Source organism: Enterococcus raffinosus, assembly GCF_018917525.1.
GTDB classification, from domain to species: domain Bacteria; phylum Bacillota; class Bacilli; order Lactobacillales; family Enterococcaceae; genus Enterococcus_A; species Enterococcus_A raffinosus_A.
Genome location: NZ_JAHLOS010000025.1, coordinates 18,097 through 34,342, shown reverse-complemented (window position 1 = coordinate 34,342; position 16,246 = coordinate 18,097). Strand labels below are relative to the sequence as shown.

At 42.5% G+C, this 16,246-nt stretch carries 17 protein-coding genes; 5 read left to right on the top strand and 12 right to left on the bottom strand.

Translation table 11 applies throughout. The annotated features are described in order from the left end of the window. Positions 1-9: 9 nt before the first annotated feature. Together KQI58_RS14940 and KQI58_RS14935 are read right to left on the bottom strand one after the other, a co-directional pair. Entirely contained in the window at positions 10-1,869 is a 1,860-nt protein-coding gene (locus KQI58_RS14940) for a beta-glucoside-specific PTS transporter subunit IIABC (RefSeq protein WP_216409847.1), read from the bottom strand. After that, on the bottom strand, positions 1,866-2,717 hold the full coding sequence (locus KQI58_RS14935; RefSeq protein WP_216409846.1) for a PRD domain-containing protein: 852 nt from the start codon (positions 2,715-2,717) through the stop codon (positions 1,866-1,868). The genes KQI58_RS14940 and KQI58_RS14935 overlap by 4 nt, the downstream gene beginning before the upstream one ends. 388 nt (positions 2,718-3,105) lie before the next feature. Between KQI58_RS14935 and KQI58_RS14930 the strand changes: the two genes are divergently transcribed. Then, positions 3,106-3,633 (top strand): PadR family transcriptional regulator, encoded by a 528-nt coding sequence (locus KQI58_RS14930; protein WP_216409845.1) that lies wholly within the window; start codon positions 3,106-3,108, stop codon positions 3,631-3,633. A gap of 104 nt (positions 3,634-3,737) precedes the next feature. Next, entirely contained in the window at positions 3,738-4,967 is a 1,230-nt protein-coding gene (locus KQI58_RS14925) for an MFS transporter (protein WP_216409844.1), read from the top strand. Positions 4,968-5,035: 68 nt separating this feature from the next. Here KQI58_RS14925 and KQI58_RS14920 read toward each other — a convergent pair whose 3' ends face one another. From KQI58_RS14920 to KQI58_RS14875, 10 genes are all read right to left on the bottom strand, one after another. Beyond that, entirely contained in the window at positions 5,036-5,407 is a 372-nt protein-coding gene (locus KQI58_RS14920; RefSeq protein WP_216409843.1) for a hypothetical protein, read from the bottom strand. Next, positions 5,404-6,033 carry a TetR/AcrR family transcriptional regulator gene (locus KQI58_RS14915; RefSeq protein ID WP_216409842.1) on the bottom strand — a complete coding sequence of 210 codons (630 nt, stop codon included), beginning with the start codon at positions 6,031-6,033 and terminating at the stop codon, positions 5,404-5,406. Before KQI58_RS14915 ends, KQI58_RS14920 begins: the two co-directional genes overlap by 4 nt. Before the next feature lie 251 nt (positions 6,034-6,284). Continuing rightward, positions 6,285-6,995 (bottom strand): glucosamine-6-phosphate deaminase, encoded by a 711-nt coding sequence (locus KQI58_RS14910; protein WP_216409841.1) that lies wholly within the window; start codon positions 6,993-6,995, stop codon positions 6,285-6,287. A gap of 64 nt (positions 6,996-7,059) precedes the next feature. Then, entirely contained in the window at positions 7,060-7,872 is an 813-nt protein-coding gene (locus KQI58_RS14905; RefSeq protein ID WP_216409840.1) for an RnfABCDGE type electron transport complex subunit B, read from the bottom strand. A 12-nt stretch (positions 7,873-7,884) separates the two neighbouring features. Beyond that, positions 7,885-8,475, bottom strand: a complete 591-nt coding sequence (locus tag KQI58_RS14900; protein ID WP_016180520.1) for an electron transport complex protein RnfA — start codon at positions 8,473-8,475, stop codon at positions 7,885-7,887. Then, positions 8,475-9,152 carry an electron transport complex subunit RsxE gene (rsxE, locus tag KQI58_RS14895; RefSeq protein WP_127978712.1) on the bottom strand — a complete coding sequence of 226 codons (678 nt, stop codon included), beginning with the start codon at positions 9,150-9,152 and terminating at the stop codon, positions 8,475-8,477. Before rsxE ends, KQI58_RS14900 begins: the two co-directional genes overlap by 1 nt. A 12-nt stretch (positions 9,153-9,164) precedes the next feature. Beyond that, the gene (locus KQI58_RS14890; protein ID WP_216409839.1) at positions 9,165-9,728 is read right to left on the bottom strand and encodes an FMN-binding protein; all 564 of its coding nucleotides are present in this window, start codon (positions 9,726-9,728) and stop codon (positions 9,165-9,167) included. Beyond that, the gene (locus tag KQI58_RS14885) at positions 9,725-10,666 is read right to left on the bottom strand and encodes an RnfABCDGE type electron transport complex subunit D (RefSeq protein WP_161169097.1); all 942 of its coding nucleotides are present in this window, start codon (positions 10,664-10,666) and stop codon (positions 9,725-9,727) included. The genes KQI58_RS14890 and KQI58_RS14885 overlap by 4 nt, the downstream gene beginning before the upstream one ends. Next, complete coding sequence (gene rsxC / locus KQI58_RS14880) at positions 10,663-11,988, bottom strand: electron transport complex subunit RsxC (protein ID WP_216409838.1); 1,326 nt, start codon at positions 11,986-11,988, stop codon at positions 10,663-10,665. Before rsxC ends, KQI58_RS14885 begins: the two co-directional genes overlap by 4 nt. Before the next feature lie 330 nt (positions 11,989-12,318). Next, positions 12,319-13,692 (bottom strand): adhesive domain-containing protein, encoded by a 1,374-nt coding sequence (locus KQI58_RS14875; RefSeq protein WP_216409837.1) that lies wholly within the window; start codon positions 13,690-13,692, stop codon positions 12,319-12,321. A 335-nt stretch (positions 13,693-14,027) separates the two neighbouring features. Between KQI58_RS14875 and KQI58_RS14870 the strand changes: the two genes are divergently transcribed. The 3 genes from KQI58_RS14870 to KQI58_RS14860 all read left to right on the top strand — a co-directional run bounded on the left by KQI58_RS14870 (position 14,028) and on the right by KQI58_RS14860 (position 16,193). Beyond that, positions 14,028-14,399, top strand: coding sequence for an LPXTG cell wall anchor domain-containing protein (locus KQI58_RS14870; protein ID WP_216409836.1), 372 nt, complete (start codon positions 14,028-14,030; stop codon positions 14,397-14,399). Then, positions 14,396-15,022: a WxL domain-containing protein gene (locus KQI58_RS14865; protein ID WP_216409835.1), complete on the top strand. Its 627-nt coding sequence runs from the start codon at positions 14,396-14,398 to the stop codon at positions 15,020-15,022. Before KQI58_RS14870 ends, KQI58_RS14865 begins: the two co-directional genes overlap by 4 nt. A gap of 157 nt (positions 15,023-15,179) precedes the next feature. Continuing rightward, positions 15,180-16,193, top strand: a complete 1,014-nt coding sequence (locus tag KQI58_RS14860; RefSeq protein WP_216409834.1) for a DUF916 and DUF3324 domain-containing protein — start codon at positions 15,180-15,182, stop codon at positions 16,191-16,193. Positions 16,194-16,246: the final 53 nt, after the last annotated feature.

Below are 16,246 nucleotides of genomic sequence, written 5' to 3'. Positions count from 1 at the left end.
TTCTCCTTTTTACAAAATTACTGTTAGTAATTCATCTTCTTGTTCATTACTAGCTGAGATCACGTCAAGGTAGTCATTAGAATTCGTTACGACCACAATGATCACTGGATCGAATCCAGCTTCTTCAACTTTAGCGGCTTGATATTTTGCTAAAATATCGCCTTTTTTGACATCCTGTCCTTGCTCTACGAAACCCTCGAAATATTTACCCTCTAGATTCACCGTATCTACACCAATGTGGATCAATAGCTCCACACCATTTTTTGTTTTAATGCCATACGCGTGTTTGGTTGGGAACGCAACAGTTACCGTTCCTTCAACAGGAGAAATAATCGTTTCCTCTGCTTGATTTGGTAAAATTCCCACGCCTTTTCCTAATGCCCCAGAAGCAAATGCCCGGTCACTGACTTCACTTAAGGGAATGGCTGTTCCTTCAGCAATCTTGCCAATACAAACCTGTTTCAACCCTTGATTGCTTTCTAACGCTTCGACAAGTTCTTTTTCTTCAAGTTCTTCTTCGGATTCTTCTTTAGGGATGCCGATACCATACGCCACAGCTGTAGCACCAACAAAGCCAACCACGACACTAATGATCATCCAAATAAAGTTACTTGTTCCACCTGCCAGATATGTTGGTAATGAGGCTAATCCCCAAACGAATCCCATCGTTTTCACACCAGCTATTCCAGCAATTAATCCCCCTAGTCCACCGCCGATAATGACCGCTAAAAATGGACGACGATACTTAACAAAAACCCCAAATACGGCTGGTTCAGTAATTCCCATTAAGGCACTAAAACTGACCGTACCGAACATTTGGCGCTGATGGCCTTTTTTTGCACGTAAGAAGTAACCAAACATCGCTCCGCAAACTGCCACATCAGAAATTGTTGCCGCATGCATGATAATTGGGTCATAGCCTACTGTTCCTAAGAAGTTCAGCACGATTGGGTAAGTAAAGTTGGCAGCACCTAAAACGATCAAGAATGGTTGGAAGGCCGCATACAAGACCACCACAATCCAGTTACCAATCGTATTCATCAATACATCAAAGAAGGCACTTACACCATCACCAATCAATGTTCCGATCGGGCCAAAGACGACTAAAATAACTGGAAAGGTTAATACCAGTGATAATGCCGGAACTAAGAAATATTGCAACCCGCTTGGGATGATTTTCTTCAGGTATTTTGTCACGACACTCAAGAACCAAACACCCAACAAGATTGGAATAAAGGTATTCGCATAACCGATCGTTGGTAGATGATAACCGAACAATTCCAAACCTTTTGCCCCATCAATATTAGTAGAAAGTAAGCCAACTGCCAGCGCCATTGCTACATATTCGTTCAGCTTCATCCGTTTCGCTGCGGATGCCGCGATAAAAACTGGCAAGAAATGGAACACTCCACCTCGTAACGTATCAAAAATCATATAAGTCGAACTGTCTTTTGAAACTAAGCCAGTTAATGAAATGATCGCCATGATCCCCGCGATCATTCCGGCGGCTAACAATACTTCAATGATCGAAGTCATGGTTTCTGAAATCATGACTAAGATTGAAGAGGCAATTCCTTTGATTCCTTTGGCTTTTGGCTTTTCGATTTCTTCGCCATCCGGTTTCAAGCCAAGCATCGCCATAAACTCATTGTAGACTTCCGTAACGTGTGTTCCGACAATGATTTGATAGGCAACCTCATTGGAGACGACATCAATCACACCATCCAAATTTTTGATTTCTTCAGTTTTTGCTAAACTGCGATCCTTGAGAGTTAAACGCAGACGGGTCACACAGTGAGCGACTGCTTTGATATTATCTTTACCGCCGACCAATTCGATCAGCTGTTTATTTAATTTTTCGTAACTCATTTTTTGTCCTCCATTCTTTCTGTTACACGATTTATGTGAAGCATTAAATAGGTTTCTTCATTGATTGAAATCTCTAGATTAAATTGTGATTGTACATAGATTTTCATTTTCTGGACAGCCTTAAAAGATTCTGGATATAACTGACAGACTTGCTTGTAAAGCTCCAGCGTTTCTGCACCATCGTTAAAGGTATCGCCATTGACGATCCGCTGTACAAAATATTGCAGATGAGTGGTGAAGCGCATATAATTCATCGATTCTTCATCTAGTGTCACATTGAAATGGTGTTCGACGATTGAAACTAGATCACTCAAGGCCCGCATCTCCAAAACATGATCTTTGCGGCTATCACGGCTTTCCTCCATGTTGACAAAGTGCAAACATAAGGACACGGCCTCATCTTCAGGAAGCTGCAGCCCCTTTTGTTCCTCGATCATTTTTAACGCCTTGAGTCCGACTTTAAAATGCTCAGGGTAAAAACGCTTGGTATCCCAAATTAGCGGACTTTTGATGAACTGCTGTTTCTCCACGCGCTTCAACAAAAATTCCAAGTGGTCAAGAAGAGCCAAACTCAAATAATCGCTTGCCTTAATGTTCAATTGTTCCTCTCCATAGGAAATAATATTGCTGACCAAAAGAATATCGTTGGGATCTGAATGAGCCAATAAATAGCTGAAATGATCCAACATATCAAAGGAATCGAGAATATACATTTTCTCAACTTCCTCTTCTGCGATTTGCTGTCCCTTTTTCTTTTTAAAACCAATTCCTTTGGCAACGACGAAGACCTCGTTTCCTCCTCGTTTCACCAATGCAACGTTATTATTTAAGATTTGGCTGATCTTCATATTTCCTCCTTTCCAGAAAAAAAACCCAAGAAAGTATACAGCGGGACCTTGGTCTCCAACTGTGCTTTCTTGAGTTCTGCCTGATCATTTTCAGTAACATACTCACAATCACGACTCCAGCGCCATGATCGGTCTTTTCTCTTAATTTTTATAGTCTCATTCTAAGTGATAGAAATATGAATGTCAACGCTTTCTCGAAATATTCCTTTTTATATGTTTTCAGGTTCATTTTCGACTATCCTAAATTTCTTTGTTATTTAACAGTTTATGACATCCTATAATAAATAGGACTATTAGCAAAAATAGGAATCAATGGTACAATGAACACGGAGAAAACCAATGAATAAAAATAACTAACCAAAAAATCCTTAACAGAAAGGATCATACTATGAATACTATCAGCTATGTTGTTTTGGCGATGCTCGTTCGTGCGCCATTGACTGGTTATGAATTGAAACGCTTCTTGAATCTTTTTTGGGAGGCTCACCATAGTCAAATTTATCCTACCTTAAAAGAATTGCGCAAACAGGAATTAATCGAAATTGTCGATATTCCCGATGGCAAACGTAAAATCTATGATATTACTCCGGCAGGAAAAGAAGTGGTAAAAAACTGGGTCTTCACTAAAAGCCACGCTCCCTCTCAAAAAGATGAATTCTTAGCAAAAGTATTCACCATTTCTGCATTAGACAGGGATACATCAAAATTCTTGATTATGGAACGGAAACAATACTTCAATGAACAATTAAATGAGTATTCGACAGTTTTAAACAGCTTGAGTGAGTTAACTAAAGAGGAACGCCGTAAAAATTTTGGTCGTGAGTTGATTATTGAACGGAAGATTCGTCTATGCAAAGAGGAACTGTCTTGGTGTGAGTGGGCAGAAGAAAAAATCGACGCTTATTTTTCTGAATAAGTTTAAAGCAGATCTCTTGAGGTCTGTTTTTTTTTTGGCAAAAATAATTGTAAATATATTTATGTAAATATTGACATAAAATCTTTTTGTGATTAAACTGTTGAATGGAAAGTGGTGACCTAATGGAAAATTTAAACGAAAACAATGAAAGTATAGTTACGGAGAAAGAAAATGGTAAAGCAGCGTATGTCGTTGCCTTTGCCTGCATGATCGCCTTCATGGGGATCGGATTGGTCGATCCAATTTTGAATTCGATTGCAAAATCATTACAAGCAACGCCTGCGCAAACGACGTTATTATTTACCAGTTATATGATGGTGACCGGTATTGTGATGCTGTTTACTGGTTTTGTTTCAAGTCGAATCGGTACAAAGAGAACTCTGATGCTCGGTCTATTTATTATTATTTTATTTGCACTATTTGCTGGCTTATCCAATACGATCGACGCATTGATTTATTTTCGTGCGGGCTGGGGTTTAGGAAATGCCCTATTTATTTCGACCGCTTTATCGGCAATTGTCAGTGTTTTGATCGGACAAACAGAAAAATCAATTATGCTTTATGAAGCCGCAATGGGATTGGGGATGTCGATTGGGCCTTTAGTCGGCGGTTCACTAGGTTCTATTTCTTGGCGTTTGCCATTTGCTGGCGTATCGGTTTTGATGCTGATTTCTTTTCTATCGATCTTGATCATGTTCAAAGAACCAAAAGGCGAGAAGGAGAAAATTGCCTTTTTTGCTGGCGTCAAAGCCTTGAAAAACCACAAGCTGCGTTCGGTTGGTTTAATTGCTCTATTGTATAACTTCGGTTTCTTTACTCTACTTGCTTATGCGCCCTTTTTAATGCCGAATTTTTCTGAAATGGAAATTGGTATGACCTTCTTTGGTTGGGGAATTTTATTGGCTATTTCCTCGATTTTCTTAGCCACTCGATTTGAACGAAAAATCGGAACATTCTATACCTTGATGATCGGATTTATCGGTTTTGTTGTCTGCCTACTGCTGATGGGAATCAATGCCGACCAACCCTCGCTTGTTGCTGCTGCGTTGATTATCGCTGGTTTCTTCCAAGGAATCATCAACACCTTGATGACAACGATTGCGATGGAAATTCCTGGGATCAAACGCAACATCGCTTCATCAACCTACAGCTTTGTTCGCTTTTTTGGTGGTTCGTTAGCACCTTTTGTAGCTGGTCTAATCGGGGCGAGATTCGGCGGTAATTATACCTTCTACTTTGCAAGTGCGATGGTTTTCATCGGGATCATTTTAGTGGTTGTTCATTCACGCTATTTTGAAACTAAAGAAGAGGAAGAATTGGAAGAGAACCTGTAACTGAAATAAGCCCGTACCTTGTAAAATTACAACGTACGGGCTCTTTAGTTATTCTCAGATAAGCAATGTTATGTGATTACTAAAAATGAAAACCGTCCAATAATTGATTTTATAACGATGCAACCAGCAATTACAAATAGCGCATTTTTAGGATCTTGGATAAGTGGAATCTGCCAGTTAAATAACTGAACCACCGTAGTAAAAAGTGCCATGACACCAAAAATATACCCCATGATTGTTAATGGATGTGCAGGCGCATTACTGATAAACTTGCCAATCGTCGGCATGACCATGCACATGGTAAATCCGATTAAACCTAATGTAATCACCGCTGACCTTGGTCCGTCAATAAAGAACAGTTTCCTTCCACATAATCCTGCATAAACGATCATTCCTGTAACAACCCATTCCGCTGCCAGTATCCCGATTCCCTTCATCATTGATCACTCCTCAGATAGATTTTATTAAACTGGGTGATGTGCTTTTCTAAAAAGGACAATGCTTCTTCATACTTTTCGGGCTGATTATCGTATTTGGTCAACAGTAAATACAGAGGCGAATAAAATTGTAAGGCCATGACTTCAGGATCAGCATCCAAATAGACTTTTTCTGCTATTAATTGAGAAAACACCTGTGTTATATACTCTAATCCATTGTTAATTACGAGTTCACGAAAAAAACTGCTTATTTCAGAACTACGATACTGTTCAATTGTCAGCATTCTGCGCAATTGTGAGCCATACTCTGTTTCTAAATAAAATTGAAACATTGTAAAACTCATCTGAATCAATTCTTCACGGACATCCTTTGCATTTAAGAGACCATCCAGTCTTTTTGAAGCGTCAATCTCGGCAGTTTCCTCTTGGTAGCGCTGCTCAATGTCTAAAATGATTGCGTCAAAAATCGCTTGCTTTCCGCTGTAATGTCTATAGATTGCACTTTCTCGTATCCCAACTTCCTTTGCAATATCTCGAATTCCAACACCAGCAAACCCTTTTTCAGAAAACTGTTTTAAAGCCACCTGTAAAATAAGCTTTTTAGTATCTCGCGCTGCTTTTCTTGGCATAGTCATCCCTCCGTAATTAAGTTAACGACCGTTCACTTAATTATAGTGAACAGTCGTTAACTTGTCAAACGCGCTTAAAAAAGGTGTTGGGAAATTTGATTTGCTGGCTATTAACAATGTATTTCTGATGTCTATCTTAAGACTGCATTCTAATATTACGGTGATTGCTAATGAAGCTTCGGCAAAGCTGATTAATTAACTAGTTTAACAGAAAACGAGAGGCGATGATCGCCTCTCGTTTTCTATCTTTATTAGTCTAATAAACTTGCTGCTGCGCGATCTAAAATCACCGTTAGATTCGGATGCAATCGTAAAACAGATGCTGGGACATCTTCTGTGATTGGTCCTTCTAACGCCTGTTTGATGATTGCTGCCTTCTTCTCGCCATTAGCAATCAGCACCAATTCTTTTGCTGCTAAAACCGTTTGAGCGCCAAAGGTCACCATCTCTTCACCAGGCTCATAGGGACTTGCTCCCTCTAGAAGCTTGTATAATTCATCGTCCTTCTCGATTGGTACCCGATAAACCCCAAAATCAAAGGAGGTGAATTCTGGCAAATTACCACAGAAGTGACCGTCTCCACCAATGCCCATCAAAACCAAATCCAAGCCGCCATCTTCAGCGATTTGTCGATCATAATCTTGATAATTTCCAGCATCTAACACTTCGATGTTTTCTTCTTCGATCCCTAACGGCTGGAATAGCTCCTTCGTTAGGGCCTGCATCGTCAAGCCAGATTCTTGACCCTTTAAGGTAATTTCATCAAAATTGTAGAAATGCGCCAAGCTTTGGTCAAAAAAAACCTGATTCAATCGTTCTGCTAAAATCTCGTACGCACGCTTAGGTGAAGAGCCCGCAGTCAGCGCCAGATTCACGCGGCGACTTTCCGCCCATTTCAGCAAAACGAGATCCGCTGTGAGTTGACTTAATGTTTCATAATCCTCTGTTACTAATAATTTCATTTCAACACCTGCCCTTTTTCTTTTAATGATAGCACATTTTTTGAAAGGGCTTCCGCTATTTTTATTAACTAGGAATCTTTTCCTTCGCCGGCATCTGTAAAATGCAATTTTGCGGACAGATTTCCACACACTCGCCGCAATCGATGCACAGATCTGGATCAATTACTGCAACATTGTTTTCCATCTTGATGGCTTTTTGCGAACAGGTTTTCACACAACGATTACAGGTGATACAGCCCACATCACAGATTTTACGTACACCGCCGCCTTTATCCTGATTGGAGCAGGCTACGAGCGCGGTGTTTTCTGCTGGCAGCATCTTAATCAGATTTTTTGGACAGGCGGTAATACATTTCAAACAGCCGACACATTTATCAGGATCAACCTTGGCCACCCCGTCTACGATGTGCAACGCATCATAGTCGCAAACAGCTGCGCAATCGCCGAAGCCCATACAGCCAAAGCGGCAGTCTTGCGGACCGCCAAATATTTGATTGGCTCCGTAGCAGGTCTCTGTTCCGGCATAAGCCATTTTCTTATTCGTAAACTCACAGCTGCCATTACAGCGAACAAAGGCAGCGACCTTCTGAACATCCCCAACTTCAACGCCTAATATCTCTGCCAAGGCTTGTTGGGTAGATGGGCCACCTGGCGTACAATTGGTGGCTCCTGCTTCTCCTTTAGCCATCGCTTTAGCATAACCATCGCAGCCGGAAAAGCCACATGCTCCGCAATTGATTCCCGGCAGCGCTTCTCGCAGGGCCTCTTCCTTTTCATCCACCGGTTTATGGAAGATGATGGTGGCCAAGGAAAGAATGACTCCTGCGATTAATCCCATTCCGCTAACAATGCCGATGGGTATCATGATTTCTGTCATTATTTCCACCTCCTACTGGAATAATCCTTCTGCCAAACCGGCAAATCCAAGAAACGACAACGATACGATAGCCGCGGCAATCAATGTGATTGGCAGCCCTTTAAGCGACTCGGGAATATCATTTCCCTCCAAGCGGCCGCGTACCCCGGCAAAAATTACCATTGCGACTAAAAAACCGATTCCTGCGGCAAATGAATTAACCATTGATTGCACGAAGGAATAATTTTTCGAAAAATTCAGGATTGTTACACCAAGCACTGCACAGTTCGTAGTAATCAATGGTAAATAAATCCCTAACGCGTTATAAAGCGGAGTCATATACCGTTTCATCACCACTTCTACCAGTTGCACAAGTGCGGCGATCGTTAAGATAAAGACAATCGTCTGTAGGTAATCCAGCCCCATCGGTACTAATACCGAAGCGTAAAGCGGATAGGTTACTAAGGTCGCTAATACCATAACAAAGGTAACCGCGAGAGACATGCCGACAGCCGTGTCCAATTTCTTCGATACTCCCAAAAATGGACAAATTCCTAGAAACTGTGACAAGACAAAATTATCCGTTAAAATACCGGCAACTAAAATCGTTACAAAAATCTGCATCACTGATCACCTGCCTTTTCATCACAAACCGTGGTACAGGCTTCAGCGACCGGACAAGCACTACAATCGATTTCTTTCGTCTTGCGATCACTCAATTTATTCGCCAGCATCACCAGCATACCGAAGACGAAGAACCCGCCTGGCGGCAGCAGCATGATCGTCATTGGTGGAATCACACCTGCCGTAATCGAAAACCCTAATAAAGTTCCGCTGCCAAGCAGCTCGCGAATACCGCCCATACATAACAGCGCCATTGTAAAGCCGACACCCATTCCTAAACCATCTAAAGCGGAATGAAGCACGGTATTATTTTTGGCATAAGCTTCTGCACGCCCTAGAATAATACAGTTCACTACGATTAAGGGTAGATAAATCCCTAAAGTAGCATCTAAGGCAGGGGCTAACGCCTTCACCACTAATTGAACAACTGTTACAAAGCCCGCGATGATAGTGATAAATGCTGGGATTCTGACACGATCAGGAATTACTTTTCGCAGAAGAGAGATTACGACATTGGAGCCTAAAAGAACGACCGTTGCCGCGATTCCCATTCCTAAACCATTCATTGCAGAGGTTGTCACCGCTAACGTTGGACAGGTCCCTAACATCAGACGCAGGACAGGATTTTCTTTGATCAACCCTCTGCTGAAAATAGTGGATGCTTTTTCTTTTTCCATTGCTTCTCCTCCCTATTTCTCTGACGTAGCGACTTGTTCAAACAGAGCAAGTGCCTCTTTGACTGATGTAGCAACGGCATTGGAGGATTTGGTTGCTCCTGTTACCGCTTCTACTTGATTCTTATTCGCAGGATCGTTCTTCACTACCTCCAGCGTGTCATCGGTACCGTCGAACTGATCGATAAACTCTTTTTTCGTGACATTTTGACCAAGTCCCGGCGTTTCGTTAGAGGCATCAAGCACATCGACACCGATGACTTTGCCGTCCATCACTGCACTCATGACACTCACGTCACTGCCGTAGCCATAGGCCTTTGTCACGAAAAGATAACCAACAGTCTTGCCACCACTATCCAGCGCTTTGTAGCCTTGGTTATCCCCTGCTACTTTGACTTCTTGAAAGTCATCAGCCTTAATCAGCTGGCTCATGACACTTTGAGTTTGCTCCCATTCTTGCTTGGCGATTCGGTCTTTAAAAACAGAACGTGTTCCAGCTACCGCAAAGGTGATCACGAGGCAGATAATGAAGAGGCATAACGCATCGGTAAAAATGACTTTGGAACTGGATCGCTTCATTTTACCTTCGCCTCCTCACCAAAGACCTTCGGAATCGTCAAATTCTCAATATGAGGGACTAAAATATTCATTAATAAAATGGCATAAGAAACACCCTCTGGTAACGCCGCAAAGAAACGAATCAAGACAGTTATAATTCCGCAGCCAATCCCGAAAATAATCTTGCCATTTCTGGTAATCGGCGAAGTTGTATAATCCGTCGCCATGAAAATCGCCCCTAGTAGTAATCCGCCTGACATCATTTGGTACAATGGATCTCCGCCTAATAAGGTAGAAAAAATGACCACTGTTCCGATAAAACAAAGTGGAATAATCGGTGAAATCACCTTTCTTACTACCAAGTAGACACCGCCGAGCAGCAAGGCTAACGCACAGGTCTCACCTAGACTTCCCGCGCGTATACCCAAAAACATATCCAATAATGAGGGAATCTTCTGACCTGTCTGAGAGGCTGAAAAATAAGTCGCCGATGAAATAACGTCTGGTCGGAACATATAATAGTTTAGCGGCGGCTGCCAGGTACTCATTTGGGAAGCAAAGGACATCATTAAAATAATCCGCGCAGTGATCGCGGGATTCACGAAGTTTTGACCAACTCCGCCGAAAAATTCCTTCACGATCACAATTGCAATCACACCACCTAAAATAGCCATCCAAAATGGCAAGGTAACCGGCAGATTCAAGGCCAGTAAGATTCCTGTGACAACTGCTGTCAAATTGTGAATCGAATCTGGCCGCTTTAAGATTTTCCGAGTGACATACTCACTGATGACACACGCCGCAACCGTAACGATAATCAAGATAAGCGCACGAAAACCAAAGATAATCGTGGAGGCAATCACTGCTGGGATCAAGGCAATGATCACGTCCTGCATGATTCCTCGGCTGCTCCGTCCAGAGTGCAGATGGGGTGAAATGGAAACAGGTAATTTGTTCATTTGGCAGCCTCCCTTTCTAACTGTTTCGCTCGTTTCATTGACTGAACGAGTCTTCGACCAGCCGGACAAACAAAGGCACAGCAGCCGCATTCCATACAGGCGGAGACATTCAATTTTTTCAAGCCTGCAAGGTCATTATTATGAGTACAACGTTCGATTTGTACAGGCAACAGCGACATCGGACAAGCCTCGACACAGCGTCCGCAGCGGATACATGGTGATTCCTCCGGCAACTGTTGTCCCGCTCCTAAAATCGTGATGGCATTGGTTTGCTTCGTGATTGGCAAATCGACAGAAAATTGGGCGATTCCCATCATCGGTCCGCCTAAAATAATCTTGCTAGGTTCATCAATCAATCCGCCACAATAGTCAATTACTTCGCCGATTGGTGTCCCCACTGGAACTACCACATTTTTTGGATTCGCCACATTGCCATCCACAGTAATTCGCTTATGGGTTAGCGGCATACCGATCTCGATATAACGCTGCAACAGTGAGATGGTCGAAATATTCATGATTAAGCATCCAACCTCAGACGGCAATTTCCCTGGTGGAATTTTTCGTCCAGTGGTGGCGTAAACCAGCATTTTTTCCGCTCCTTGCGGGTACAATGATGGAATTTCCATAACATCAATGGACGGATCACGATCAGCCAACTCATTCAAGTGATCTCGCAGTCTTCTTAACCCTTTTGGCTTATTACTCTCAATGCCGATAACACCATGAGCGATATTCAGGTACTTCATCACCAGCTGCATTCCTGCAATAATCCGTTCCGGATACTCCAAACTTTCGCGGTAATCCGATGTAATGAAGGGTTCACATTCTGCCCCGTTGATCACTAACGTATCAATCGGTGTGCTCTCATTAACATTCAGCTTTACGTGCATAGGAAATCCGGCGCCGCCAATACCAACGATGCCGCTATCTCGTGCAGCCTTCAAAAGATCCTCCTTTGAGTGGATCTCCACCGGCTTGGGTTCCGGAAATTCCACAGGCAACCCATCACTTGCGATATGAATAGCGTCACACATCTGACCATTCGCCATCAAAACCGGTTTGATTCCCTTTACCTTTCCAGAAACAGAGGCATGGATCGGAGCTGAGACAAAGGCTTCCGAATCCGCGATTACCTGTCCGACTGTGACAACGTCCCCTTTTTTAACCGTCGGCGTACAAACACCTCCAATGTGCTGCTGCATTGGAATGGTCACAATTTTCGGCGGCTCCATAAAAACGCTTTCAAATTCTGCCGTATTTTTATTATGGGGGACTTTGACACCTCCTTTAAACTTTGCGATTGCTTTCGTTAATGTTTCCATAGACAAACCTCCCCTGTGGTCCAACAAAATCATTGGGCTTACTCTTCATTTTGCAACATTTCATACACCAGCAGGCTTATTCTTATTCCAAATAAATAATAGAAGAAAAATGCCGAAACAGTGAAGCTGAACCTGTAGCTGGCTTGGTTTTAAACGTTCATTTGTTTAATCCGAAAAAATTTTTCACAAAATGATTCACAAACTTCAGTATCGATTTTATCAGTATACTTATACGTTTATGATAGCACAGTGAAAAACAAATGTAATTAGTTTTCACAAACTCACAAAAAAAAGCGCCTAATTTCTTAGGCACTTTTAATCGCTTATCACTTATGGTGTATTGGAAATGGTCCACTGCAGAGTGGTTTGATAAGTTCCCGTTTGTTTTGGGGTATTTTTAGGAACAAAAAGTTGAAATTGATTAAGCGGCATCTCAAAATAGCCGGGATCCGTAGTGGCGCTCAAAGAAAATAAGGTCACTTGATTGCTGGGGAGCATATGGACTGTCTGATTTGAGATGGAAAAATAATTCTGAAAGCTGCTATTTACTCCACCTAAGACGATATCTAGCCGAGCGTTAGCTAAATTCTTCTGCCCGCTTACCCAAGAATTTGTTTGTGCAAGTTTCAGCTGCCAGGCTTTTGCTGTAGTTCGAGTATCATCAATTCGGATCGTTCCTGTTTGCAGCGGATTGGCACTATTTCCTCCAATATAGGCATTCCATGTTTCATCAACTTTCGTTTGAACCGGATGACTGCCGAAGTTCAAACTGCTTGGCAATAATTCATTCTTCATCGTCAGGCTTCCAGCGGCGAAATAAAGATTTGTGTTACCGCCATAGTTGCTTAACAGCTGGACATCAAAATTATCTGTTTGAAAAATCCCGCCCCGTACAACAGCCGTATAATCTTGCGTCAATCCTGTAGGGCTAGAGACCAATGTCGGAAACGAAACGCTCGTTGACCCTAAAATGGAAGCCGCTACTAAATTTTTGCTAACTGTCGAATTCGCATTGCCAAGGGTACTAATCGTATTCGTCAAAGCAGTTAAAAGGTTATTTAAAACTACATTGATTAAAGGAACAGGAGTGATTCCCTGAACGATTGTTTGTATGGCCTGTAAACGTAAGATCAATGCATTCGTTATGATTGGCAGCAGCCCTTGGCTAATATCCGCTCTTAATAGAGTTGACGAATACTGTTCCTCCGGAGATAGGAAGACCTGCCGCCCGAAGTCTTCCTTATTCAATGCCGTAACCGCACTGTTAAGATTTGTCACTAGCGTACCCAATCCCAAGGTTGTCAGTAATCCGGTCAATGATGTTACTAATTCCAAAACCGTTCCTGTTGCAGCCTTGATGTCAGAAGCCAGTACCGTGACTGTGGTATCTACAGTGGCGTTTCCGTCCTTTTGAACCTTACCAGCTAATTGCGCCGGTACATTGACAAATACATACTTCACACCTGTCCTTCCCGCCGTCGCGCCTATTGCTGTTGTTCCATTTATCGTAAAAGTCACGGGCTTATTCGCAACATTCAAATAGGGTGCTGCTGAAGTAGTCCCGCTGTTGTTGCTCACTTGTGTATTTGAAAATAAATCCAATGACACTGCACTCACAATGATATTCGAACTGGTTAGAAATAGAAAAATAGCTAGTCCTATAAGCCAACATTTATGAAACAAACGAAGCCGCTCTTTCGTCATTTTATCTCCCCCTTTATTCTCGCTTGGATTGCTCCCTTCAAAAATTTCCTTCGCAAGAAAATAATCGATGACAGGTAAAAATTGATCATTTATTTGTTTTTAATTGCCATGCTTTCTTGGATAATCCAATAAAAAAGCCCTTTATTTCTACACCTTCTCCCTTAATTAAAGCTGGTGTGTCAAAAAGTTAAAAATATTTTGCTTAACTGTGAAAATTCTGTGAGCAATCTTATAACGTTATTTTCTAATAAGCTTATATAATTCCGACATAAGAAATACTTTCTTTTCTGCGCAGAAAAGAGCCACTACATTTTTTCCAAGAAAGGGGGAGACAATTGAAGACACAGATTGGAATCCTCTTGGTTTTTCTGTCACTCTTCGTTGTCCCTTCTCCAACGAGCGAAGCGGCCGTTACCAACGGCAAGGTTCAGTACTATTACGAAAGCAGTACGGCTGCTAGTGACAGTTCCACCGCAAGCTCTCAGAACAGTACTAGCGTAACAAGCAACAGCACGACTGATGTTGATAATCATAAAGAAACACCTGCTTCATCCAGTAATCGAAGTAACATGCAGCACTCAGGCATTACCCGATTTCTGCACACAAATGATCAACGGAATATCTTTTTAGTCATTATTGGATTACTGATCCTCGCAATCGCTTTTTTAGGGTGGCGAATCGTCAAAAATAGGAGGAAAAACGAATGAAAAAACAAGCAGCCTTATTCATTGCCGCGCTTTTTGCCGGCAGCCTATTTACCTTTGCAACTGGCGCTCACGCTGCCGACACCACCGGTACCGTTGACTATACATCTGGCGGCATCACTTTTGATCCGCAAATACCCGGTGATCCAAGTGCGTCTCTGCCTACAAACTTGAACTTTGGTTCGCACCCGATCCAAACAACACAAGCAGAAACTTGGACAGCTACCTCTGATGGTGAACAAGCTTCTCCAGTAACAACTGGACAAGTTGCTGTCAGCGATAATCGTGGGGCAGCTGGTAGCGGCTGGTCTGTAAAGGTCGCTCAGCCAACACAATTCACGGCTGGGCAAAGTGAACTTTCTGGAGCGATCCTATCCTTTACTGTCGGAGCTCTTACCAACAACGTGAACTCGCTACCGACAGGTGATGGAATCGCCAATAACAGCACGATTGACTTAGTTCTTGGTCAAACAAACTCCGTCATCACTGCACAAGCCAATCAAGGAGCCGGCGAAACTGCTTTGCCGATCAATAAATTTACCTTGAATGTACCCGCCAATACGGCAAAGACAGCGGCCCAATACCAAACAACAGTCGTATGGACCTTCTCATCAACACCAAGCTAAAAACTCGGGCAGAATCCCGACTGCAGCCACGCCTACTGTGAAGGCGATCCCAGGCTGTAGACCATGATTCTGCCCTTTGATTGATAAATAAAGGGGAAAGAAACGATTGAGAGAGACTCTTCCATTACGCGGAAAATACAATTGAAGGAGACAAAAAATGTTAAAGCAGCCCATTTCATTGATTCGAGGACTGTTCCTCGTACTAGCCTTTTCATTTTTACCAGTTGTCGCTCATGGAGAGTCATTGGATAGCTTTGTTGCGGTGATTCACCCATCAGAGCATCAAATCGGAAAAGAACAGCTTTACTACGATTTACAGTACCAACCAAATGAAACCGAGCGACTAACAGTTACCTTAACTAATCGGACAGAGCAGCCGATCAAGCTGAAGGCCGCCTTTAATCGTGCGGTCACTAATAGTCTGGGTGTCGTTGAATACTCCGGGATGAATGAAGATGAGAGTGATTTCGGTCCCAATATCACCGACTACGTCAAGCTTAGTGACCAAGCTATTGATTTAGCAGCAAAGGAATCAAAGGATATCCATTTGGATGTAAAGATGCCAGACAAAGAATTTGAGGGAGTCTTAGCTGGCGGCCTTTACATCGAACAAATTTCAACCGAAAAAGTCGAAGGCAATATCAAAAATGTGTTTTCACGAGAGATCGCCGTCTTGCTGCAAAATAAGACAGACGAGGTAAAACCAGATTTGAAAATCGCCCAAGCAAATGCCCTTCAGGTCAATCACCGCAATGCGGTGACCGTGACTGTTGACAATGAAAAATCAACCTACGTCAAAAATGTAGCCATTGATTATCAAGTCGAAAAGGATGGCAAAACTCTCACCAAAGATAAGAAAGAAAAGTTAACCTTAGCACCAAGTTCACGCATGCCCTTCTTGATTCAAATGGACAATACCGAGTTTTCTCCAGGAACCTATACCGTCAAAATGACCGTACGCTCCGGAGACCAAAAATGGACCGGCAGTCCAACCTTCACCATTAATCAAGAAAAAGCCAAGGATTACAATGATCAAGATGTTTCACTTGAAAAAGACAAGACAACACCTTGGATCTGGGCAGGGATTGCCGTGATCATCCTATTACTAGCCGTCGTAATCTTCATGTATAACCGAAACAGGAACTTGAAGAAGAAAATAGATGGAAAATAAAAGAAAGCGACGCCTCTTCATTTCAAAAGAGGCGCCGCTTTTTTTAATAAGGT

What these genes read in the sequence shown, in the direction of transcription:
- KQI58_RS14940 (WP_216409847.1), bottom strand. Translation starts at nt 1,869, where the DNA reads ATGAGTTACGAAAAATTAAATAAACAGCTGATCGAATTGGTCGGCGGT.
- KQI58_RS14935 (WP_216409846.1), bottom strand. Translation starts at nt 2,717, where the DNA reads ATGAAGATCAGCCAAATCTTAAATAATAACGTTGCATTGGTGAAACGA.
- KQI58_RS14930 (WP_216409845.1), top strand. Translation starts at nt 3,106, where the DNA reads ATGAATACTATCAGCTATGTTGTTTTGGCGATGCTCGTTCGTGCGCCA.
- KQI58_RS14925 (WP_216409844.1), top strand. Translation starts at nt 3,738, where the DNA reads ATGGAAAGTGGTGACCTAATGGAAAATTTAAACGAAAACAATGAAAGT.
- KQI58_RS14920 (WP_216409843.1), bottom strand. Translation starts at nt 5,407, where the DNA reads ATGATGAAGGGAATCGGGATACTGGCAGCGGAATGGGTTGTTACAGGA.
- KQI58_RS14915 (WP_216409842.1), bottom strand. Translation starts at nt 6,033, where the DNA reads ATGCCAAGAAAAGCAGCGCGAGATACTAAAAAGCTTATTTTACAGGTG.
- KQI58_RS14910 (WP_216409841.1), bottom strand. Translation starts at nt 6,995, where the DNA reads ATGAAATTATTAGTAACAGAGGATTATGAAACATTAAGTCAACTCACA.
- KQI58_RS14905 (WP_216409840.1), bottom strand. Translation starts at nt 7,872, where the DNA reads ATGACAGAAATCATGATACCCATCGGCATTGTTAGCGGAATGGGATTA.
- KQI58_RS14900 (WP_016180520.1), bottom strand. Translation starts at nt 8,475, where the DNA reads ATGCAGATTTTTGTAACGATTTTAGTTGCCGGTATTTTAACGGATAAT.
- rsxE (WP_127978712.1), bottom strand. Translation starts at nt 9,152, where the DNA reads ATGGAAAAAGAAAAAGCATCCACTATTTTCAGCAGAGGGTTGATCAAA.
- KQI58_RS14890 (WP_216409839.1), bottom strand. Translation starts at nt 9,728, where the DNA reads ATGAAGCGATCCAGTTCCAAAGTCATTTTTACCGATGCGTTATGCCTC.
- KQI58_RS14885 (WP_161169097.1), bottom strand. Translation starts at nt 10,666, where the DNA reads ATGAACAAATTACCTGTTTCCATTTCACCCCATCTGCACTCTGGACGG.
- rsxC (WP_216409838.1), bottom strand. Translation starts at nt 11,988, where the DNA reads ATGGAAACATTAACGAAAGCAATCGCAAAGTTTAAAGGAGGTGTCAAA.
- KQI58_RS14875 (WP_216409837.1), bottom strand. Translation starts at nt 13,692, where the DNA reads ATGACGAAAGAGCGGCTTCGTTTGTTTCATAAATGTTGGCTTATAGGA.
- KQI58_RS14865 (WP_216409835.1), top strand. Translation starts at nt 14,396, where the DNA reads ATGAAAAAACAAGCAGCCTTATTCATTGCCGCGCTTTTTGCCGGCAGC.
- KQI58_RS14860 (WP_216409834.1), top strand. Translation starts at nt 15,180, where the DNA reads ATGTTAAAGCAGCCCATTTCATTGATTCGAGGACTGTTCCTCGTACTA.